This is a genomic window from Corynebacterium sp. HMSC036D02 (assembly GCF_001836165.1).
Taxonomy (GTDB): domain Bacteria; phylum Actinomycetota; class Actinomycetes; order Mycobacteriales; family Mycobacteriaceae; genus Corynebacterium.
On sequence record NZ_KV827675.1, the window covers coordinates 45,724 to 66,552 of the forward strand.

The window sequence follows — 20,829 nt, forward strand, 5'->3', positions numbered from 1 at the left end:
AGCGGTCGCGGCCGATATGAGGCAACCCCCAGACTGGGCGATGAAGACGCCCGAATCTGGGGGTAGTTAGTGGTGTAGAACTTTATGGCTAAATCCTTTTAGGGGACCAAGAAGCCCAGCACGTTGGTCATGAGGAAGACGATGACGCACACGACGGCGAGGAAGGCCACGGAGTAGCCCACGACCGCCTTGAAGATGCGGGATTCCTCGCCCTCCATCTGCACGGCGGTGGCGGCGATGGCCAGTGACTGCGGGGAGATCATCTTGCCCACAACGCCACCGGAGGTATTGGCGGCCAGCATGAGGTCCGGATTGACGCCGATGCGCTCGGCGGCGGTGACCTGCAGGTTGGCAAAGAGTGCGTTGGCGGAGGTATCCGAGCCGGTGACGGCGGTGCCGATCCAGCCCAGGACGGGGGAGAAGAGCGCGAAGATGCCGCCGACAGAAGCCACGAACTGGCCGATGGAGATGGTTTGGCCGGAGTAGTTCATGGTGTAGGCCAGTGCGAGGACCAGGATGATGGTCAGCGCGGAGAACTTCATGCGGGAGACAACCTCGCCGAACTTGGTCAGCGGCGCGGAGGCGTCCAGCTTGTAGCGGCCGTTCTCGTTGAAGGTCATGTAGATAAGGGCCACGATGATGCCGGAAATCAGCAGTAGGGTTCCCGGGTTGCCCAGCACGTTGAACGTGAAGGCGGTGTCCATGGCGTGGCCTTCGGCGTCGAAGACGGTGCCGTCGAGAAGCGGCCAGGCAACGTTGACCTGGAGGAAGCCGAAGATGGCCGGCCATGCGGTGGCGATGGCGAAGACAGCGGTGACCACGGCATAGGGCAGCAGGGCCATCCAAATGCGGCTGCCGTTGAGATCCGTGACCTCCTCCTGGGCGGGCAGCTCCATGCGCTCGCGCAGGCTGTCGACACCCTTGGGCTTCCACACACGCAGGAAGATGAAGCCCGCGCCGAGGGAGACGATGCAGGCCACGACGTTGGTGAGCTGGTAGGCGAAGAAGGTAGCCGCGGCCCACTGGGCAATGGCGAAGGAGATGCCGATGACGGCCGCGGCGGGGCCGGCCTCCTTAACACCGCGCATGCCGTCAAGGATAAAGAGGATGAAGAAAGGCACGACGGCGGCAATGAGCAGGACCTGGAGGGAAATCAACGCGGCGATGTCAGCGGTCTGCTCGGCGGTGCGCCCGCCGACCGAGCCCGCGGTGGTGACTGGGATGCCCACCGCGCCGAAGGCCACGGGCGCGGTGTTGGCAATGAGGACGGTGGTGGCTGCCTTGAGAGGCTTCACTCCTAGCACCAGGATCATGGTCGCCGTAATCGCGACGGGAGCGCCGAAGCCAGCCAGGGCTTCCAGCAGGCCACCGAAGCAGAAGGCGATGAGGATGGCCTGGATGCGGATATCGCCGTCGCCTAGGAGGTCGAAGGTCTTGCGCAGGTCCTCGAAGCGGCCGGAGGCCACGGTGACTTCGTAGAACCAGATGGCGGTGATGATCACCCAGACGATGGGGAAGAGGCCAAAGAGTCCGCCGCGCACCGCGGAGGACAGGGCCATGCCGGTGGGCATGTCCATGCCAAAGACTGCGATGAGGAGTGCCACGAGAAGCGCTACCGCACCCGAGGTATGGGCGCGGGCCTTGAGGCCCAAGAGCATGATGAAGAACGCGATGAGCGGCAGCGTGGACACCAGCGCGGTAAGCCCCACGTTGCCAGCAATGGCGTCGGTGGTGATGTTGAAGGTTGACATAAATCTCAATTCCAGTTGGCTCCCGCTGGCGTCCTCGTGGAGATCCCCAGGATGCGGCACCGCATGTTTCGGCCGAGCGAGAGGGCGAAAGATTGAATCGATTCAGATAGCGCCTTTTAGGGTAGAACTTGGCGCTTCGCTGTGCTGCATTGTTCACCCGATGGGGGTGAGTGACCTTGCTAACGTCTGAGACCTGATAGCGCCTCCAAGCGGCGGAGACGATAGACTTTGGCCCTATGAATCCTGAAGATCTTTCCGTCCTGATCAAGAACACTGCCGCCGCCGTGCTCACCGAGCATGAGCTGGACTCCTCCGTCCTGCCGGAGACCGTGAGCGTGGAGCGCCCGCGCAACCCGGAGCACGGCGATTACGCCACCAACCTGGCACTCCAGGTGGCCAAGAAGGCCGGCACCCAGCCCCGCGAGCTGGCGCAGTGGCTGGCGGATGCCCTCGCCGGCAATGACGCCATCGATGAGGCCTCCATCGCGGGCCCGGGATTCCTTAATATTCGCCTCGCTGCCGCAGCGCAGGGCGCCATCGTGGCCCAGGTCCTCAACGCCGGCGCAGCCTTCGGCAGCAACACCACCTACCAGGGCAAGAAGATCAACCTGGAGTTCGTCTCCGCGAACCCGACTGGCCCGATCCATCTGGGTGGCACCCGCTGGGCCGCCGTGGGTGACTCACTCGGCCGCGTGCTCGAGGCCTCCGGCGCGGACGTGACTCGCGAATACTACTTCAACGATCACGGCGGACAGATCGACCGTTTTGCTCGCTCCCTCGTGGCCGCGGCCAAGGGCGAGCCCACCCCGGAGGATGGCTACGGCGGAGACTACATCAAGGACATCGCGCAGGCGGTAGTGGAGAAGAAACCGCAGGCTCTCGAGGGCAGCGATGCCGAGGTCCAGGAGAACTTCCGCGCTGACGGCGTGGAGATGATGTTTGCCCAGATCAAGGAGTCACTCCACGAGTTTGGCGTGGACTTCGACGTGTATTTCCACGAGAATTCTCTCTTCGAATCCGGTGCCGTGGAGAAGGCTATCCAGACGCTCAAGGACAACGGCAAGCTCTACGAAGCCGAGGGTGCATGGTGGCTGAAGTCCACCGAGTACGGCGATGACAAGGACCGCGTGGTCATCAAATCCGATGGCAACGCCGCCTACATCGCCGGTGATATTGCCTACGTGGCCGATAAGTTCGACCGCGGCCACGACCTGGCCATCTACATGCTGGGCGCGGACCACCACGGTTACATCGCCCGCCTGCGCGCCTCGGCCCAGGCCCTGGGCTATGACCCGGAGGCCGTCGAAGTCCTGATCGGCCAGATGGTCAACCTGGTCCGCGATGGCCAGGCAGTCAAGATGTCGAAGCGTGCCGGCACCGTCATCACCCTTGATGACCTTGTCGAGGCCATTGGCGTCGACGGCGCCCGCTACTCCCTGGTGCGCTCCTCCGTGGATTCCAGCCTGGACATCGACTTGGGCCTGTGGGCTTCGCAGTCGGCGGATAACCCGGTCTACTACGTGCAGTACGGCCATGCTCGCATTTGCTCCATCCTGCGCAAGGCAGCAGAGCTGGGCTTCGACACCGCCGCGCTTGGCGACGCCCCCCTCGACCTCCTCACCCACGACAAGGAGGGCGACCTCATCCGCACCCTGGGCGAGTTCCCGGAGGTTGTGGCCACCGCCGCCACGCTGCGCGAACCGCACCGCATCGCGCGCTATGCCGAGGAGCTTGCCGCCGTGTTCCACCGCTTCTATGACCAGTGCCAGGTGCTGCCAAAGGCCGGTGAAGAGACAGAGCCGATTCACTCTGCACGCCTCGCCTTGGCCAGTGCCACCCGCCAGGTCATGTCCAATGCCTTGACCATGGTCGGGGTCAGCGCACCGGAGAAGATGTAAGAAAAGGTATCGATGACTGATTTCAATTCTCTTCCGGCCCACGTATGGCCGCGCAACGCCGCTCGAGGCTCCGATGGTGTGGTCTCGATTGGTGGCGTTTCCCTGACCGAGCTGGCTGAAGAATACGGCACCCCGCTCTATGTTTTCGATGAGCAGGACTTCCGCTCGCGCTGCCGGGACATGGCCCAGGCCTTCGGCGGCCCTGACCACGTGCACTATGCCTCCAAGGCTTTCATTACCAAGCGCATCGTGCGCTGGGTCGATGAGGAGGGCCTGTGTCTTGACGTGGCCTCCCTCAACGAGGCCAAGCTGGCGCTTGCCGCGGACTTCCCGTCGGAGCGCATGACCGCGCACGGCAATAACAAGGAAGACGAGTACCTCGAACTGTGCGTAAACGAGGGCATTGGCCATGTGGTGCTGGATAACGCGTCGGAGCTCTCGCGCCTCAACAGCATCGCTGCGGCCGCCGGCCGTGTGCAGCCGGTGATGATCCGCGTGAAGCCTGGCGTGGATGCCCACACGCACGAATTCATCGCCACGGCTCACGAGGATCAAAAGTTCGGCATCTCCCTGTCCACCGGCGCCGCTTTCGATGTCGCTCGCACGGTGCTGGAATCCGCGAACCTTAAGCTCGTGGGCTTGCACTGCCACGTGGGCTCCTCAGTGTTTAACGCCGATGGCTTCAAGTTGGCAGCCGAGCGCGTGCTGAGCCTGTACAAGCGCATCCACTCCGAGCTCGGAGTTGCCCTCGAGGAACTGGACTTGGGCGGCGGCTTCGGCATTCCCTACATGGAATACGAGGAAGCCCTCGACGTCGCCACGCTGGCCAAGGACCTGCTCGACGCCGTGGAGCGCACCGCTACCGAGCTCGGTATCAAGCCGCCCTTCGTGCTGGTGGAGCCCGGCCGCTCTTTGGTGGGCGCCTCCGCGGTCACCGTCTACCGCGTGGGCACGGTCAAGGATGTGGAGACCGGCAAGGCGGATCTGCCGATGCGCCGCTACCTCTCCGTGGACGGTGGCATGTCCGATAACATCCGGCCGGCGCTCTATGGCTCGGAGTACGACGTGCGCGTGGTCAACCGCCACACCCAGGGTGAGCCGGTGGATTCGCGCATTGTGGGCTTCCACTGCGAGTCCGGTGACATTCTGGTCAACGAGCGCCGTTTCCCCTCGGATATCACTACCGGGGATCTCCTCGCTTTCGCCACCACCGGTGCCTATCAGTACATGATGGCCTCGCGCTATAACGGTGCTTTGCGCCCGGCGGTCGTCTCCGTGCGTGACGGCAAAGCCTCGCTCATGCTGCGCCGGGAAACGGTGGAGGACTTGCTGGCGTTGGACGTCGACTAGCGCGGCGTTGCCACAGCTCACCGCATTTTATTCACAAAGACATGGCCGGTCGCACGTTGTGCCGGCCATTTTGTATAGAAATAGACAGCTCGTTCTGTATAGTGATGGGCTAGCACGTAAGAATCTTTCGCAATTTCAACAAGGGGACACCATGACGACGACGAACCGTAGCAAGAAGCCCGAAGGCGAACCCGTAGGAATCGCGCTGCTTGGATTTGGCACCGTGGGCGCCGAGGTTTTCCGCCTCGTGCAGGAGAACGCTGACGCTTTTGCGCACCGCATCGGCGGCCCCGTGGAGATCCGCGGCGTCGCCGTGCACAACAAGAACAAGTTGCGCCCGGGCGTGCCGGCGGAGCTGCTGACCGACGACGCCAAGGCGCTTGTCCTGCGCGATGATATCGACCTCGTCGTCGAGGTCATCGGCGGCATTGATTTCCCGCGCGAGCTCGTCCTCGCAGCCCTCAATGCCGGCAAGTCCGTGGTTACCGCCAACAAGGCTCTCGTGGCCGCGCACGCGGATGAGCTCGCTGAGGCCGCCGACCGCGCCGACGTTGATCTGTACTTCGAGGCCGCCGTGGCCGCCGCCATTCCGGTCGTCGGCATGCTGCGCCGCTCCCTAGCCGGTGACAAGATCCAGCGCATCTCCGGAATCGTCAACGGCACCACGAACTTCATCCTGGACGCCATGGAGTCCACCGGCGCCTCCTATGAGGACGCACTGGCTGAGGCCACGCGCCTGGGCTATGCGGAGGCCGATCCTACCGCTGACGTGGAGGGCCACGACGCCGCCTCCAAGGCCGCCATCCTGGCATCCCTGGGTTTCTACACCCGCCTGACCTTCGACGATGTTTATTGCGAGGGTATTTCCAAGATCACCGCGGATGACATTAAGGCTGCTAATCAGGCTGGCTACTCTATCAAGCTGCTGGCTATCTGCGAGCGCCTCGTCGATGAGGAGACCGGTGCGGAATCCGTCAACGCCCGCGTGCACCCGACCTTGGTGCCGAAGGAGCACCCGCTGGCTTCGGTCAGCCAGTCCTACAACGCCATCTTCGTCGAGGCAGAGGCCGCTGGCTCGCTGATGTTCTACGGCAACGGCGCCGGCGGTAACCCCACGGCATCTGCTGTGCTGGGTGATGTCATCGGTGCGGCACGCAACATTGTCCACGGCGGCCGTGCGCCGGGGGAGAACACCTACGCCAACCTACCTATTGCGGAGTTCGGAGAAGTGGAAACTCGTTATCACGTCGACATGGAAGTTGAAGACCGCACCGGCGTGCTCTCCGCCATCTCCGGTGTCTTTGCCCGCCACGGGGTCTCCCTGCGCACCGTGCGCCAGGAAGACGGCGATGCTACCGCTCGCCTCATTGTGGTCACCCACGCGGCGAAGGAAGCAGTCCTCGAGGATATCGTCGCCGCCCTTGGAGAGCTCGATGAGGTCAAGGCCGTTCACTCCGTCATCCGCCTGGGCGTCTAAGGGGCTTAGGTACAACAATGAGTATCGATATCGAAGTAGGCACCAAGGTCACCGTCCAGGTTCCCGCCTCCTCGGCCAACCTGGGGCCGGGCTACGACACCCTCGGCATCGCGCTGAGCCTCTACGACACCGTAGAGGTAGAGGTTACCCGCTCTGGCCTCGAGGTAGAGATCTTCGGCGAGGGTGCCGATGAGCTGCCGCGCGACGGCTCCCACCTCGTGGTCAAGGCCATCCGTTCCGCACTCAAGGCCGCCGACGTCGAAGTCTCTGGCCTGCGCGTGGTGTGCACGAATAGCATCCCGCAGTCCCGCGGCTTGGGCTCCTCGGCCTCTGCCGCGGTGGCCGGCGTGGCCGCGGGCAACGGCTTGGCTGGATTCCCACTCTCCGAAGAGCAGGTTGTGCAGCTGTCATCTGCCTTCGAAGGCCACCCGGATAATGCTGCGGCCTCCGTGTTAGGCAATGCTGTGGTCTCTTGGACCACCGTGCCTGTCGACGGCCGCTCGCTTCCGGAGTACCGCGCCGCCACCTTAGAGGTGCACCCGAGCATCAAGGCGACGGCCTTGGTCCCGGACTTCCATGCCTCGACGCAGGCAGTGCGCCGCGTGCTGCCCTCGCACGTCACCCATGCCGACGCCGCCTTCAACGTCTCCCGCACCGCAGTGAACGTGGCGGCGCTGACGGCCTATCCGGACCTGCTGTGGGAGGGCACCCGCGACCGCCTGCACCAGCCTTATCGCGCTGACGTGCTGCCGGTTACCGCGGAGTGGGTCAACCGCCTGCGCAACCGCGGCTATGCCGCCTACTTGTCGGGCGCCGGCCCTACCGTCATGGTCCTGCACACCGAGCCCATCGAGGAAGCCATCCTCGATGACGCCCGCGAACAGAACCTGCGCGTGCTGGAGCTGGAGGTCGCCGGGCCGGTCTCCGTCGAGCGTGGCTAGGCTAGTTAGCTGGACTTTTCCACACTGATCCGGCACACACCGTTGCCGGACTTGGGGATGAGCTTCAGGTTTAACCGACCGCCGGAATCGGCAGCCGCCTGCTCTAAGTAGCCATCGTGGATGGCGCAGACGAAGGGGGAGGGCTCTACACCGGCGGTCACAAAGGGGCAGGCGTTCAGCTCCACGTCGGTGCGGCCCTCCTGGTCGAATTGCTCGGCCGAGGTTACCGGGTCAAAGCCCATATCGCGCATGGTTTGGTAGAGCGGTGCCAGCGCCTCAGCGCCGTGGCTGCTGGCCGCGGCCTTAGCCCATGCGCGGCCGATCTCTCGTGCTTGTTCGGAAGAATAATCATTGAGTTGATTTTTATCCGCGAGCGCTTTGACTAACACGCTAATCAGCGTGACGTATTCTTCCGCCACCGAACGGTTGTCGGGTACCCGCACTTGGAAGATCAGGGAGGGGCGCCCACGCCCTTTCGCTGGGGCAGTGACTACCCGCACCGCCCCGGCTCCGACGAGTTCGTCCAGATGCCCGCGCGCTGTGTTAACGTGCATGCCCATTTTCTTAGCAATTGCTGCGGCCCGCGCTCCTTGCGGGAACGTCTGTAGAACCGAGAGGACTTCGCGCTGCTTGGGGGAGAGCCTCATCGTGTCAGGAAATAGCTCGCTAGATGAGCGAGGACTATGGGTAGACATTGTGGACATGGACTGTAGCTCCTTGGTAAACGCTACGAGGATCCTACATCCACTCCGTCGAATTTCTACTATCGTGGTGAGTTTAAATACCGAGATCTTCCTCACGACGTGGGCAGACCCAGTAGATTAAGTACGGGTATAGACCGTGAGGGCGCTGGAGTCGAGCGCCACCGGCACCGCCTGACCGGGAGCGTTTTTACGCGCTGGCTGGCCCACCGTGACCCGTTGGCCGTCGATATCAACGAGGGTAGAGCTTCCCAAATCAGCCACAATGGTGGCACTCAAACTGGTGGCATGCTGCGCGTCAGTGGAGTCGAAGTGCAGCGCTGACTGCGGGAAGGCCGCCCAGTGCTCACCGTCGCGGTCTGGAGCAAACGCGTCTCCTCTGAGGGAACCGCGCAGAACATTAACGCCCGCTAGCTCCGCCATGAAGCGGGTGGTGGGCTGCTCCAATAGTCGGTCCGCAGGGCCTTGGGAAGTGACTTCGCCGGCTTCCATCACCGCGACGTCATCCGCAAGCGTGGTGAGGTCCACGCGGCTGTGGGTGACAATGACCGTGGTGCGGTCAGCGGCCGAGATACACAGGAGGTGGCGCCACCGTGCGGCGGATTCGACGTCCATGGCGGCAAAGGGCTCATCCGCAACCAATACCTCTGGCCGTGCCGCGAGCGCGCGCAGAAGTGCAACTTGCGCGGCCTGGCCGCCGGAGAGCTCGGAGACATGGACTAGCTCCTGCAGTCCGGCGGCCTTCAGTAACTCCTCCGTCCGTCGCGGGTCATTGGTCACCATGGTCAACGCTTGAGCCACGGTGGCTGTGGGCGGTAGCCCGGGGTTTTGAGAGAGCATGATGACGCGTTCAGTGTTAGTTTGCGCTCCCTGGAGCCGCCCGCTAATAAAACGCATCAGTGTGGTCTTACCGGCGCCGTTGGGTCCGACCACCGCGGTTACGCGCCCGCCTCGGAACGTCGTGGTGGTGTCGCCGACCGTCACGGAAAGATCGTGGGGCGGCGTCAGCGGGGCAGTCGCCGCGCGGAGTGCATTTGGGTCCATCGGCTGCAAAGCGCGTACAGCTTGCTCGCGGCGGCGCCGTAGCAGCAGGGGCATTCCGGCAGCGGTGAGCGTAAGGATGGCTATCCCGATTAACACGGCCGACAGAGCATAGGCATTGTCCGCGCTGACTTCACGTTCAAGGTAGATACCGCTCGGCATGGTTCGGGTAGAACCGGGCAGGGATCCGGCGAAGGTGATCGTCGTTCCAAATTCACCCAGTGAGCGGGCGAAAGCCAGTGCACCGCCCGTGAACACGGCGGGGAGGATAGCCGGGAGGATGATGTGTCGAAGGATGGTGCTTGTGCTGAGGCCGATGCCCCGCGCGCTAGCCACGACCTCAGGATCGAGCTGCCGCAAAGCAGAATCCACCGCCACCACCACGAAGGGGAGGGTGACAAAGAGATGTGCTGCCACGACACCGGGGAAGGCGAAAGAGACGTGCAGCCCTGCCTGCTCCAATGCCGGGCCAAGGAGTCCACGGCGCCCGAGTAGCGCGGTAAGGGCCAAGCCGCCGACCACAGGAGGCAAGGCCAAAGGGAGGTAAACCACCAGCCTCACAAGGTGAGAAACACGGCGTAGCTGCTGGAGCCACAGCGCCAGGCAGGTGCCCAGGAATGTCGACAGCAAGGTCGACAAGGCCGCTGCGGAGAGGCTGACGCGGAGGAGGTCATGGGTCGCCGGAGCGCTCAGCGTGTCGGAGAGCTTCGGCCACGGTACCCGCACTCCGAGGGCGAGGACCGGGGCAAGGATGTAGAGCGCGGCGAGCGCGCCGGTGGCGATGGCCGGCCAGGTTGTCCGCGGGCGCTGCTCGCGCAAAAACGTGGGTGACACTTAGTTCACCGGGGTGAAACCGTACTTTTCCCAGGTGCTATCAAAATCCGACTCGAGGAGCGAGAGGACCTCTTGGGCTTCCTCATGCCGTGGTGAATCAGACACCACCGCGCCCATGATCTCGTTGCGGAAGTTTTCCGCGTGGTCGAGCGGAATGGCCTCGACATCCTCGTTAGCGGCGGCATCAGTGGAGTAAACCCACCCTGCGTCCGCCTCACCTGAGGCGACCTTACCCAGGACGTCAGCTACCTGTCCCTCCAAGGAGGAGGCCTGCAGATCCCAATTATTGGCCTCCATGATGCGCGTGGAAATGGCACCGCAGGGAACGCTGGGATCGCAAAGAACCAAGCGTGCGGAGGAATCCAGATCGGCAGCGGAGCGCAGACCTAAAGGATTGCCCTTCGGCACCACCATGACCATGACGTTGCTAGCGAGGGCTACAGAAGTGTCCACGCTGCCTTGCGCAGTCGCATTCTCCATGGTCTCGCGAGAGGCAGTAAGGAGCAGAGCTGCGGGCGCTCCTTCATTGATCTGTTGAACGAGCGCGGAAGAGCCGCCATTGTTGAAGGCCAGCGGAGTTTCAGAAGCGCTGGAGAGGTCGTCATTGAGCACGCGCGTGGAGGACGCTGCAAATACCTGCAATGGCTCGTCGGAGCTGGAGGTGCAGCCAGCGACAGTCAGCGCGGCGGCAAGGACGGGGACGGCAATCTTGAGAAAGCGCATGTTCAGTCAGCTTACGGGAGCTCTACGCGGTTCGCGTGAATTTAATATGTACTTCCTTTGGGTCCTTCTTGAGGTACTCACGCGTGAAGGACTCCTCCCGCTGGTCCACCTCCTTGAGCAGCGGAAGCGGGTCGTGGGGAGCAATGAGAATCATGGATTCGCCCACGTTGAGGGTGCCCAGCGCTCCGTGGATGGCACCGTGGCGCACTGCGTGAGGGATTTCGGAGGCGTTGAGGGTGGGGATGTCGTGGCCCTTGGAGGCGTCAACAAGTGGCAAGTTCATTAGGGTTATCCCTTTCGAGTTCTAGGGCGGCGGGCGTTGCTGCCCGTGCAACTAATTTACTACGATTATATCCGTGCAAATAAAAATGTCAGATATGTCTCTGCGTGATGTCTCCCTGGCTTCTCGCCGGCGCTGGCACACCATTGCTTTCAGCCTCGTCGCGTTCTGGATTGTGGCAGGCGTGGGGATCACCGTGGCGAATATCTGGGGCGCGCCCGTCGTATGGTGGGACCTCATTCATCCTTTCACCCTCGGGGCGCTGACCACCGCCATCCTCGTATTCAGCACCCACTTCACGGAGGCGCTGACCCGCACCCCGGCCACAGGGTTCCTCGGGGTGGGCGCGCGGGTGGGGCTGGTTCAGGTGGGGCTGGTTCTTTTACTCGTTGATCGCGCAGGCTACGACTGGGGCGTGCTTGCGGATATCGGCTCCGCTCTCGTCATCGCTGCCGTTGCGTGGCACCTGCGGGCGCTGTGGGGCAAGCTCCGGGGGTCATTGTCTGGTTCCTTCGCCGTCACCGTGCCCTTTTATCTGGCTGCGGCCTGTTTCATGGTTCTCTCGGTGCTCGTGGTCATCCTTGCTGCGCACGGGGTGGGAAACTACTCGTTATTGGTGGCAGCGCACTCACGCGGGATGGTGTGGGGCTTCGCCTTGCTTACTATCCTGGGCACGGTCATCACGCTTGTGCCGACGTTTACCCGGACCCCCTTTTCCTCGGTGGCCCGGGCGCGGTGCAGCCGGGCTTTGGCAGTGCATTGCGTGGGCCTGGCGGCGGCCATGCTTGCCGACGCCTCCGGGCTCACCCGCGCCGCCGGCATGGCACAGCTGCTCACGGTGCTCGCTGCCGTGCTCATCATCCAGCCCGTGCTTGCCAGCGCTCTTGGCGGCGAAAAGACGACGGCAAGCGTGTCCGCGATGGCAGGCCTGGTGTGGATGGTGGTGCTCTGCGCCGGTGATGCCGCCGCTACCGTCGCAGGGGCCTACCCGCGTGCGGTTACCTTGCTGCTCATGCCGGCATTTCTTGGTGCCGGCCTACTGCAGCTCGTGACCGGGGTGCTCCACCACATGCTGCCCATCCTGGGCGGGGCGGCACGTCCCGCACGTGGGCACCTCGCAGGGTTCCTGCGCGTGGGGCTCATCAATCTCGGCGGCGTGCTCAGTCTTCTTGGCATTGCTGGTGTGTCCTTCGCCGGGCTTATCATGATGGGGCTAGGCCTCATCGCCAATATTGTGGCCCTGGTGTGGGCCGTCTCGTCACCTCAAGGAGAAGTTCATGTCAAGCGCGCCCGTTAAACAGGAGCATTCTGAGAAGCAATGGGCATCCTGGCTCATTATCATCGTGGCGCTTCTCGCCGTCATTGGGCTGGCGGTGTTCAACTCGGCCACAGGCAAGCAGGACCCAGCCACGGTGGCATCCGCCGACGCCGTGACTGTTGACGTCTCCGTGGACGGCATGGCCTTTGTCCCGTCCTCCATTGACGTGGCCGCGGGCAGTCACCTCGTAGTGAACTTCACCAACACCGGTGACCAGGTACATGACCTGAAGATCGGACGCGAGGAGACCGGACGGGTAGAACCGGGCGAGACCGTGCAGCTGGATGCCGGGGTCATTGAGGAGTCCATCGAAGGATATTGCACGATCGCCGGCCACAAGATGCAGGGCATGACGTTCATGGTCAATGTCGATGACTCCGCTTCGAGTGGGCATGATCATGCGGGGGTATCGGAAAGCACGGGCTCTGCTGGTGCCCCGGCGAAGGTGCCCTCGGTTGCCGAGCGCATGGCAGCTCGCGAAGGTTTCGAAGCCGTCGACGCCTCCCTTGCCCCCGCCGAAGGCGACCTCCATGAGGAAACCTGGGTGATGACTGAGGAAGAGATGGAAGTCGCCCCAGGAGTGCGCCAAACTCGCTGGCTTTTCAACGGGCAGGCGCCCGGACCAACTCTGCGCGGCAAGGTAGGGGATACGTTCCGCATCACCATCAAAAACGAAGGCTCGATGGGGCACTCGGTGGATTTTCATGCCGGTGAGGTCAACCCGGATAAGAACATGAAGACGATCCAGCCGGGTGAATCGCTGACCTATGAATTCGAGGCCCACAGGGCGGGTATCTGGATGTACCACTGCTCAACCATGCCGATGAGTCTGCACATTGCCAACGGCATGGCAGGAGCGGTGATCATCGATCCGCGCGGCGAGGATGCGCTGGCAGACGTCGATGCGGAGTACGTCATGACGGCGAGCGAGGTCTTCCTGGCCTCCGCCGGTAAGGAAGCTGACGGTGCGGATGCGCAGCGAGTCAGCGACGGCGACTATGACCTCACGGCCTTTAACTACTATCCCAATCAATATGACGAAGGCTTAGCCCCGCTGCGCGCGAAGGTGGGCGATACCGTGCGCATCTGGCTGGTTAACCTCGGCCCGGATCTGCCGTTGAGCTTCCACGTCGTGGGCGAGCAATTCGACACCGTGTCCAAGGAAGGCGCTTACCTGTTTAAGGGCGCGAAGGATTCCGGATCCCAGGCGCTCGACCTTCTACCTGCCCAGGGCGGATTCGTGGAGATGACCTTCAACGAGCCGGGGACCTACTCCTTTGTCAACCACCTCATGACGAACGCGGAGAAGGGCCAGCACGGACAATTCATTGTCGAGTAAACGGCTACAAGCCGAAGGGAGACAGTAAAGCGGCTTGGCAGCGGCCCTCATTTAGAGGGCTGTGCCAAGCCGCTTGAGCATTAACTAGGCGCCGTGCGAGGGAGTCTCGCTGGCATCGAGCTGCGCGCGGTGGGAGCGTACAGGTTCCCACGCGGTGTGACCGCGCATATCAGTGGTGCGGTTATCCCGAGAACGGTAGACCACGTACGGACGGGTGACGTAGCCCACCGGGGCGGAGAAGGCATGCACCAATCGGGTAAATGGCCATACTGCGATAATGGTGAATCCACAAAGCACGTGCACCTTGAATTGCCACGGCACATCCGCCATGGTTTCCGGGTGGAGATTGAACACCAACAAATCACGCAGCCACGGGGAGATGGTCTCACGGTAGTCGTATCCATGAGGCCCACCAAATACCTGGGTGCTTACCGTCGCGATAGTGCCGGAGGCAATCGCTAGGCCAAGCACGAGGTACATCACCTTGTCCGAGGTTGAGGTCGACAGGAAAACGGAGCGATTGACTATGCGGCGGTAGAGCAAGCCGATGAAGCCCAGCACGACGGCGATGGCCGCAAGAGTACCGGGGATGGTGGCGATGAGGTGGTAGACGGCATCGCTAATTCCCATCGCCCGCGTCCAGGATTTGGGAATGGCGAGGCCCATGAGGTGGCCGATGATCACAAAGACCATGCCCCAGTGGAACAGCGGGGAAGAAAGGCGGAGCAGCTTTGACTCGTAGATCTGGGTGGAATGCGTGGTCCAGCCAAACTGGTCTGTGCGCCAGCGCCAGAACGTGCCTACAACGAAGGCAGCGATAGCCAACCACGGGAATGCGCCCCAGAGGAAGTTAGTGAAATAGTCCATGGGTGGTCCTTAAATGTAGTCGGGTTGGGTGGTCGGAAAAGGAAGATCAGCGATGCCCACCATCTCTGCCGGTGGGCCCGTGCGGATAAGGTCAACGTATTTTTGCGCGGTGTCGGGATCCACGGCAGGCAGGGATGCGCACACCGCGGTGATGAGCGACGCAAAGGGTGAACCCAAACCCAGCAATGCTGCGCGCAGCACCTCGAGGCCCTGACGGTGGCTGGCCAGCATCTCGATGGCGTGCGCGTGATGAGCGCCCTCAGCCATGGCAACAGCTTCGAGGACCACGCAGAGGTGATCAGCTAGCTCGTCGTCGTTGGGGAAAAGCCCCATCGACTCTAGTTGTTGGCGGAAGGCCAGGATTGCCATGCCGCGTTGGCGGGTATCACCTACCGCATAGTAGGAAAGGTAGAGCGAACACCGGCGGCGCTGATCGAAAGTCTCCACGTAGTGTTCTTCGATGGCTCGTAGGCCGGCTTCTGTGGCCCACGCGGCAAACTCCGAAAAGCAGGTTCGCACTTCCTCAGGCAGCCCGGCGGTAGATTCCTCCACCACGGCAAGCCGCTCAAGGTAGTCCGCGTTGGGGTAGTGGAGCAACACGGCCGCGGACATCGCTACAGTACGGCGTTGCTCTTCGCTCATCCTCACCGGATCCACGAAGTCCGTCGGGACCGGCCCGGTGTGCGTGCGCGCGGTTCGCTTGAGATCCTTCGCCCCGCCCGCGCTGCCGATGCCGGCCGGAGTTCCGTAACCAGCGATGGCGTCGTCAAGCGGCGCGCCCGCTGGACCGCCGTGTGAGGCAGTGCTGCGGTGGGTAGCGCTGAGCTTGGCTGCGGCTCGGCGCTGCGCCAGCTTCTCAAAGATATTCATCCTCGTTCTCCTAGCTTGTACATGCTGGTGTGGACGCTGGCCTTTAATCCTCGCGCTTGGGCGGGAACATGGAATCGGGGCGATCCCCTGTCCAGGACAATAAGGAGACCGGCTGGCCTTCCCCCGATGCTCCAGTGGAGCAGGCCTCGGGTGCTCCCATACCCAGGTCATGGAAGATCTCATCACTCTGGCGCGCTGGATCGACGCCGCCGAAAGGATCGAGAGCGGAAATGCCACGCGGGGTTTCCGGGGAGGCGGTGGGGATCACATAGCGATCGTCATACTTGGCGATGGACAGCAGGCGATACATAGCCTCCATGTCCTTACCTGTCATGCCCACGGCCTGAGCGATCTCCTCCTGCGGTTCGTTACCGAGGTTGATATCACGCATATAGGAGCGCATGGCCACGAGACGGCGCAGGGACTTTTCCACCGGCACGGTATCGCCCGCAGTGAAGAGGCCTGCGAGGTACTCCAGCGGGATGCGCATATTCGACAACGCACTGAAGAGAATCTTGTGGTCTTCACCGTCATTGCCGGTGGCACTGACCTGGTCCACGATGGGGGACAGCGGCGGGATGTACCAGACCATGGGGAGGGTACGGAACTCTGGGTGCAGAGGCAGGGCCACACCGTAGGTGAAGATGAGGTCGTAGATTGGTGAGTTCTGCGCGGCATCGATCCAAGAATGCGGGATACCTTCGGCCTGCGCGGCGCGCACCACCTCAGGGTCGTGGGGGTCGAGCATCACGGACTTCTGTGCCTCGAAGAGGTCCTTCTCGTCCTCAACGGCAGCAGCCTCTGCTACGCGGTCGGCGTCATAAAGGATGACGCCCAGGTAGCGCAGGCGACCGACGCAAGTCTCGGAGCACACGGTGGGCTGGCCCACCTCAAGGCGCGGGTAGCACAGCGTACATTTCTCCGCTTTGCCGGTCTTGTGGTTGAAGTACACCTTCTTATAAGGGCAGCCGGAGACGCACATGCGCCAGCCTCGGCAGCGATCCTGATCCACGAGCACGATGCCGTCCTCGGTGCGCTTATACATGGCACCTGAAGGGCATGAGGAGACGCAGGTGGGGTTGAGGCAGTGCTCGCAAATACGCGGCAGGTAGAACATGAAGGAGTCTTCGATCTCCTTCTTTACCTGCAGGTTCATCGCATGCAACGTGGGGTCTTGGTCCAGTGTTTCCGTCGAACCGCCCAGGTTATCGTCCCAGTTGGAGGACCATTCAATCTTGTTGATCTCGCGGCCATCGATCTGGGAGACCGGCTTGGCGGTGGGCTGGGTTTTCTGCCCAGGTTTGGCTCCCATGAGGTCCTCATATTGGTAGGACCAGGGTTCGTAGTAGTCCTTGATGGTGGGCAGGTTGGGGTTGTGGAAGAGGGTGGCAAGCTTCTTGAGGCGGCCGCCTGCCTTGGGTTTGAGCTTACCGCTGGATGTGCGCTCCCAGCCGCCCTTCCACTTCTCCTGGTCCTCCCAGGTGCGCGGGTAGCCCACGCCGGGGCGGGTCTCTACGTTGTTGAACCAGATGTACTCAGTGCCTTCGCGGTTGGTCCAGGCCTGCTTACAGGTCACTGAACAAGTGTGACAGCCGATGCACTTGTCCAGGTTCATGATCATGGAGATTTGTGCCATGACTTTCATTAGTACGTAACCTCCTGTGAACGACGGCGTACGCGGGTGACTTCGTCGCGGTTATTGCCGGTGGGGCCGATGTAGTTGAAGTGGTAGGTCAGCTGGCCGTAGCCACCAGCAATGTGCACCGGCTTAATGGAAATACGGGTCAGCGAGTTGTGCGTACCGCCGCGGCGCCCAGTGTGCTCGTTGAGCGGGGTGCCAACGGTGCGCTCCTGGGCGTGGTTGCAGATCATGGTGCCTTCCGGGATGCGGTGAGAAACAATCGCACGCGCGGAGACCACACCGTTGCGGTTATAGACCTCCACCCATTCGTTATCGCTCACGCCGATCTTGGCGGCGTCCTTATCGGACATCCACACCACCTGGCCGCCACGCGAGATCGACAGCACGTGGAGGTTGTCAAAGTACTGCGAGTGAATGGACCACTTGTTGTGTGTGGTCAGGTAGCGCAGCGTGACCTCGACTTCGCCGCGCTCATTCTGCAGAGTCTGGCCGGGGGCGAATTCGCCGTGCATGCGCACGTGGTCGAGAGGCGGGCGGAAAATCGGCAGGGCTTCGCCGTAGTCGAGGAACCAGTCGTGGTCCACGTAGTACTGCATGCGCCCCGTCACGGTGTGCCAGGGTTTATCAAACTCCACGTTGATGCTGAACGCCGTGTAGCGGCGCTTCCCGCGCTTGTCCGCGGTCCACTCCGGCGACGTGATGACTTCAGTCGGGCGTTCCTTAATGGAGTCCCAAGTAATGCGCACATCCTCGTCCGAGGCGCCCAGCGGGGTGAGGTCCTTGCCCGTGCGTGAAGAGAGGAACTCAAATCCCTGCTTGGCCAGCTCGCCGTTGGAGACACCAGAAAGGTGAAGGATGGCGTCGATGACCTTGGTGTCCTTGGTGAGGTCAACCAGTTGGCCCTGCGAGGTCTCTGAGGTGCCGCAGATAAGCTCCAATTCCTTGACCTGCTTGGACACATCGAACTTGGTGCCATGCACGCCGGTTCCGGCCTTCGCCGGCAGGGGACCAAGGTGCGTCCACTTCTCGTAGATCTTGGTGTAATCGCGCTCGACAACGTGCAGCTTGGGCATGGTCTTGCCCGGAATAAGGTGCTGCTTGTCGACGTCCGGCACCACACCGCGCGGCATTCCCATCTCATCGGGGGAGTCGTGGTGGGAAGGCTGCGTGATGATATCGGTCTGAGTACCCAGCCACTTGACCGCCTTATCTGACAGCGAGGCCGCCAAGTCCCTGAAGACCTCGAAATCAGTGCGCGCCTCCCACGGCGGGTTGATGGCGGCATTGAAGGAGTGCAAGTAGGGGTGCATGTCCGTGGAAGACATGTCGTGCTTCTCGTACCAGGTAGCCGCCGGCATGATGATGTCAGAGACCAGCGTGGTCGAGGTGTTGCGGAAATCCGTCGTCATCATCAGGTCGAGCTTGCCTTCAGGAGCTTCGTCGACCCACTTGATGGTCTTGGGACGATCCTCTTCGCTGAGCTCCTCGGCGTTGGCATCAGAGTCCACGCCCAGCAGGTGACGCAGGAAGAACTCCGTTCCCTTAGCGGAGGACCCCAGAAGGTTGGTGCGCCAGTTGAGCAGGATGCGCGGCCAGTTTTCCTCAGCGGAGGGGTTGTCGTAAGAGAACTCCAACTCGCCAGTACCAAGCTTCTCCACGACATAGTCAGAGATATCCTTGCCTGCCTGTTTAGCCTCTTCCGCGATGATGAGGTTGTTCTTATTGAACTGCGGATAGGCCGGCATCCAACCACGGCGCATGGATTCAGCCATGGTGTCCGACACCATCTTGTCGCCGATACTGCCGCGGGTGGCCAAGGGGGAGCCCAGATGCGAGGCACGGGAATTGTCATACCGGTACTGCTCGGTGGCGAAGTAGTAGAAACCAGTGGAGATCATGTGACGCGGCGGGCGCTGCCAGTCTGTCGCCATAGCCCACTGGGTCCAGCCGTTGATGGGGCGCAGTTTTTCCTGGCCCACGTAATGAGCCCAGCCGCCGCCGTTGACGCCCTGCGTGCCGCACATGGAGGTCAGGGCCAGGAACGTGCGGTAGATGGTGTCAGCGTGGAAGTAGTGGTTGACACCGGCTCCCATGATGATTTGGGAGCGACCCTTGGAGTCCGCAGCGTTTTGGGCAAACTCACGTCCGATTCGGATGGCGGTCTCTGCCGGCACACCGGTAAGCTCTTCTTGCCATGCCGGGGTTCCTACCTCGCTGGAGTCGAAGAAGTCCTTCGGCCAACTGCCGGGGAGATTCAGCTCGGGGCGCTCAACGCCGTAGTGGGCCAGCATGATGTCGAAGACGGTGGTCACCTTCGTGCCATTCACGTCACGCACGGGGACTCCGCGGTGGACGATGCCCGCGCCAATGGGGCCATGACCGCCATCGGCGGTTTCTCCCTCCACGTCGGCGTCGAGATCGAAGCGGGGGAAGAGAACCTCGGCGGTGCTAAACTCGTCGGTCTCGGCGATAGACATCACTGAGTCAACGTTGTCCTGCGAGAGGTTCCACTTGGCGGAGTCCATATCCCAGCGGTCGGCCATCGTGCCGCCCGGGTCCACGATGCGGCCGTTGGCCTCCATCACGAGTGTGCGGGACTCAGCATTGGCGGACTGCGCCAGGGGGTCAGTGTCCAGCTCAGCAGCGGTGAGGAACTTGCCCGGGGTGTAGGTGCCATCCTCGCGCTCATCGAGGGTGATGAGGAAGGGCGCGTCGGTGTACTTGCGCATGTAGCTGAGGAAATAAGGCTCTTGGCGCTCGACGTGGAAGGTCTTGAGGATGACATGCCCCATGGCAAAAGCGAGGGCAGCATCTGTGCCGGGTTCAATGCGTGCCCACTCGTCGGCGAATTTGGTGTTATCCGCAAAATCGGGAGAGACCACGACCACCTTGGTGCCCTTATAACGGGCCTCGACCATGAAGTGAGCATCCGGGGTGCGGGTGACCGGGATATTCGAGCCCCACATCATGAGATAGGAAGAGTTGTACCAATCTCCGGACTCTGGCACATCGGTCTGGTCACCAAAAGTCTGCGGTGATGCTGGCGGGAGGTCAGCGTACCAATCGTAGAAGGACAGCGCGACGCCGCCGATCATTTGCAGGAAACGAGTTCCCGCACCATAGGAGACCTGGGACATAGCGGGAATGACGGTGAAACCGAAGATGCGGTCCGGGCCGTACTTGCGCAGCGTGTAGACGTGTGCGGCGGCCGCGATGTCGATGGCTTCTTCGTAGGAGATGCGGATGAGACCGCCTTTTCCTCGCTGGGAGACGTAGGCGCGGCGCTTTTCAGGATCCTCCTGAATTGCCTTCCACGCCAGGACGGAATCCCCGTCGTGCTTAGCCTTTTCTTCACGGAACATGTCCACCAAGACACCGCGGGCGTAGGGATAACGTACGCGAGTGGGTGAATAGGTGTACCACGAGAAGGAAGCGCCGCGCGGGCAACCGCGGGGTTCGTACTCCGGCATGTCAGCGCCGGTAGTGGGGTAGTCCACAGCTTGGGACTCCCAGGTGATGACTCCGTCCTTGACGTAGACCTTCCACGAGCACGAGCCGGTGCAGTTGACACCGTGCGTGGAGCGGACCATCTTGTCGAAGGCCCAGCGGTTGCGGTAGAAGACATCAGCTTGACGGCCACCGCGGAGGAAGAGTTGCTGGCCCGAGTCGCTGGCTTCGCCCTTGCGGAGGTGCGCGCCTAGCTTGAACAGCGGGTTTTGTTTGTCGTTGTTGGGCCCATCGTAATAAGCCATGTGGTGGTCTCCTTGAGATAAGTTTCGCGGGGAGAGTCTGTAGCC

The 20,829-nt window shown here is 62.2% G+C and carries 15 protein-coding genes; 6 read left to right on the plus strand and 9 right to left on the minus strand.

Annotation, left to right across the window (positions count from 1 at the left end; genetic code table 11):
* Positions 1-98 precede the first annotated feature (98 nt).
* On the minus strand, positions 99-1,751 hold the full coding sequence (locus tag HMPREF2743_RS05190; protein WP_070818327.1) for an L-lactate permease: 1,653 nt from the start codon (positions 1,749-1,751) through the stop codon (positions 99-101).
* Positions 1,752-1,987: 236 nt separating this feature from the next.
* Here HMPREF2743_RS05190 and argS point away from each other — a divergent pair, with 236 nt between their 5' ends.
* The 4 genes from argS to thrB all read left to right on the plus strand — a co-directional run bounded on the left by argS (position 1,988) and on the right by thrB (position 7,417).
* Positions 1,988-3,649 (plus strand): arginine--tRNA ligase, encoded by a 1,662-nt coding sequence (argS, locus tag HMPREF2743_RS05195; protein ID WP_070818328.1) that lies wholly within the window; start codon positions 1,988-1,990, stop codon positions 3,647-3,649.
* 12 nt (positions 3,650-3,661) lie between these two features.
* Positions 3,662-4,999, plus strand: coding sequence for a diaminopimelate decarboxylase (gene lysA, locus HMPREF2743_RS05200; RefSeq protein WP_070818329.1), 1,338 nt, complete (start codon positions 3,662-3,664; stop codon positions 4,997-4,999).
* A gap of 151 nt (positions 5,000-5,150) precedes the next feature.
* The gene (locus HMPREF2743_RS05205) at positions 5,151-6,476 is read left to right on the plus strand and encodes a homoserine dehydrogenase (RefSeq protein ID WP_070528834.1); all 1,326 of its coding nucleotides are present in this window, start codon (positions 5,151-5,153) and stop codon (positions 6,474-6,476) included.
* Between the two features lie 17 nt (positions 6,477-6,493).
* Positions 6,494-7,417, plus strand: coding sequence for a homoserine kinase (gene thrB, locus HMPREF2743_RS05210; RefSeq protein ID WP_070818330.1), 924 nt, complete (start codon positions 6,494-6,496; stop codon positions 7,415-7,417).
* Positions 7,418-7,422: 5 nt separating this feature from the next.
* On the opposite strand, the gene HMPREF2743_RS05215 is transcribed toward thrB, so the two are convergent.
* The 4 genes from HMPREF2743_RS05215 to HMPREF2743_RS05230 all read right to left on the minus strand — a co-directional run bounded on the left by HMPREF2743_RS05215 (position 7,423) and on the right by HMPREF2743_RS05230 (position 10,999).
* Complete coding sequence (locus HMPREF2743_RS05215) at positions 7,423-8,121, minus strand: helix-turn-helix transcriptional regulator (protein WP_070528829.1); 699 nt, start codon at positions 8,119-8,121, stop codon at positions 7,423-7,425.
* A 117-nt stretch (positions 8,122-8,238) separates the two neighbouring features.
* On the minus strand, positions 8,239-9,993 hold the full coding sequence (locus tag HMPREF2743_RS05220) for an ATP-binding cassette domain-containing protein (protein ID WP_070743941.1): 1,755 nt from the start codon (positions 9,991-9,993) through the stop codon (positions 8,239-8,241).
* Positions 9,994-10,716 carry a molybdate ABC transporter substrate-binding protein gene (locus HMPREF2743_RS05225; protein WP_070818331.1) on the minus strand — a complete coding sequence of 241 codons (723 nt, stop codon included), beginning with the start codon at positions 10,714-10,716 and terminating at the stop codon, positions 9,994-9,996.
* 22 nt (positions 10,717-10,738) lie between these two features.
* Complete coding sequence (locus HMPREF2743_RS05230; RefSeq protein WP_070818332.1) at positions 10,739-10,999, minus strand: DUF2249 domain-containing protein; 261 nt, start codon at positions 10,997-10,999, stop codon at positions 10,739-10,741.
* Positions 11,000-11,093: 94 nt separating this feature from the next.
* Here HMPREF2743_RS05230 and HMPREF2743_RS05235 point away from each other — a divergent pair, with 94 nt between their 5' ends.
* Together HMPREF2743_RS05235 and HMPREF2743_RS05240 are read left to right on the plus strand one after the other, a co-directional pair.
* Positions 11,094-12,293 carry a beta-carotene 15,15'-monooxygenase gene (locus tag HMPREF2743_RS05235; protein ID WP_070818333.1) on the plus strand — a complete coding sequence of 400 codons (1,200 nt, stop codon included), beginning with the start codon at positions 11,094-11,096 and terminating at the stop codon, positions 12,291-12,293.
* The gene (locus tag HMPREF2743_RS05240) at positions 12,274-13,653 is read left to right on the plus strand and encodes a multicopper oxidase domain-containing protein (RefSeq protein WP_070818334.1); all 1,380 of its coding nucleotides are present in this window, start codon (positions 12,274-12,276) and stop codon (positions 13,651-13,653) included. The genes HMPREF2743_RS05235 and HMPREF2743_RS05240 overlap by 20 nt, the downstream gene beginning before the upstream one ends.
* 84 nt (positions 13,654-13,737) lie before the next feature.
* On the opposite strand, the gene narI is transcribed toward HMPREF2743_RS05240, so the two are convergent.
* Genes narI through HMPREF2743_RS05260 form a run of 4 tightly spaced genes read right to left on the minus strand, consistent with a single transcriptional unit; the run spans position 13,738 to position 20,784 of the window.
* Positions 13,738-14,520, minus strand: a complete 783-nt coding sequence (gene narI / locus HMPREF2743_RS05245; protein ID WP_070528812.1) for a respiratory nitrate reductase subunit gamma — start codon at positions 14,518-14,520, stop codon at positions 13,738-13,740.
* Positions 14,521-14,529: 9 nt separating this feature from the next.
* Positions 14,530-15,390 carry a nitrate reductase molybdenum cofactor assembly chaperone gene (gene narJ, locus HMPREF2743_RS05250; protein WP_070528806.1) on the minus strand — a complete coding sequence of 287 codons (861 nt, stop codon included), beginning with the start codon at positions 15,388-15,390 and terminating at the stop codon, positions 14,530-14,532.
* A gap of 43 nt (positions 15,391-15,433) precedes the next feature.
* Positions 15,434-17,035 carry a nitrate reductase subunit beta gene (gene narH, locus HMPREF2743_RS05255; protein WP_070818335.1) on the minus strand — a complete coding sequence of 534 codons (1,602 nt, stop codon included), beginning with the start codon at positions 17,033-17,035 and terminating at the stop codon, positions 15,434-15,436.
* The gene (locus HMPREF2743_RS05260) at positions 17,035-20,784 is read right to left on the minus strand and encodes a nitrate reductase subunit alpha (RefSeq protein ID WP_070818336.1); all 3,750 of its coding nucleotides are present in this window, start codon (positions 20,782-20,784) and stop codon (positions 17,035-17,037) included. Before HMPREF2743_RS05260 ends, narH begins: the two co-directional genes overlap by 1 nt.
* Between the last annotated feature and the right edge of the window lie 45 nt (positions 20,785-20,829).

What these genes read in the sequence shown, in the direction of transcription:
- HMPREF2743_RS05190 (WP_070818327.1), bottom strand. Translation starts at nt 1,751, where the DNA reads ATGTCAACCTTCAACATCACCACCGACGCCATTGCTGGCAACGTGGGG.
- HMPREF2743_RS05205 (WP_070528834.1), top strand. Translation starts at nt 5,151, where the DNA reads ATGACGACGACGAACCGTAGCAAGAAGCCCGAAGGCGAACCCGTAGGA.
- HMPREF2743_RS05240 (WP_070818334.1), top strand. Translation starts at nt 12,274, where the DNA reads ATGTCAAGCGCGCCCGTTAAACAGGAGCATTCTGAGAAGCAATGGGCA.
- narJ (WP_070528806.1), bottom strand. Translation starts at nt 15,390, where the DNA reads ATGAATATCTTTGAGAAGCTGGCGCAGCGCCGAGCCGCAGCCAAGCTC.
- HMPREF2743_RS05225 (WP_070818331.1), bottom strand. Translation starts at nt 10,716, where the DNA reads ATGCGCTTTCTCAAGATTGCCGTCCCCGTCCTTGCCGCCGCGCTGACT.
- HMPREF2743_RS05215 (WP_070528829.1), bottom strand. Translation starts at nt 8,121, where the DNA reads ATGTCCACAATGTCTACCCATAGTCCTCGCTCATCTAGCGAGCTATTT.
- HMPREF2743_RS05235 (WP_070818333.1), top strand. Translation starts at nt 11,094, where the DNA reads ATGTCTCTGCGTGATGTCTCCCTGGCTTCTCGCCGGCGCTGGCACACC.
- HMPREF2743_RS05230 (WP_070818332.1), bottom strand. Translation starts at nt 10,999, where the DNA reads ATGAACTTGCCACTTGTTGACGCCTCCAAGGGCCACGACATCCCCACC.
- argS (WP_070818328.1), top strand. Translation starts at nt 1,988, where the DNA reads ATGAATCCTGAAGATCTTTCCGTCCTGATCAAGAACACTGCCGCCGCC.
- thrB (WP_070818330.1), top strand. Translation starts at nt 6,494, where the DNA reads ATGAGTATCGATATCGAAGTAGGCACCAAGGTCACCGTCCAGGTTCCC.
- lysA (WP_070818329.1), top strand. Translation starts at nt 3,662, where the DNA reads ATGACTGATTTCAATTCTCTTCCGGCCCACGTATGGCCGCGCAACGCC.
- narI (WP_070528812.1), bottom strand. Translation starts at nt 14,520, where the DNA reads ATGGACTATTTCACTAACTTCCTCTGGGGCGCATTCCCGTGGTTGGCT.
- HMPREF2743_RS05260 (WP_070818336.1), bottom strand. Translation starts at nt 20,784, where the DNA reads ATGGCTTATTACGATGGGCCCAACAACGACAAACAAAACCCGCTGTTC.
- narH (WP_070818335.1), bottom strand. Translation starts at nt 17,035, where the DNA reads ATGAAAGTCATGGCACAAATCTCCATGATCATGAACCTGGACAAGTGC.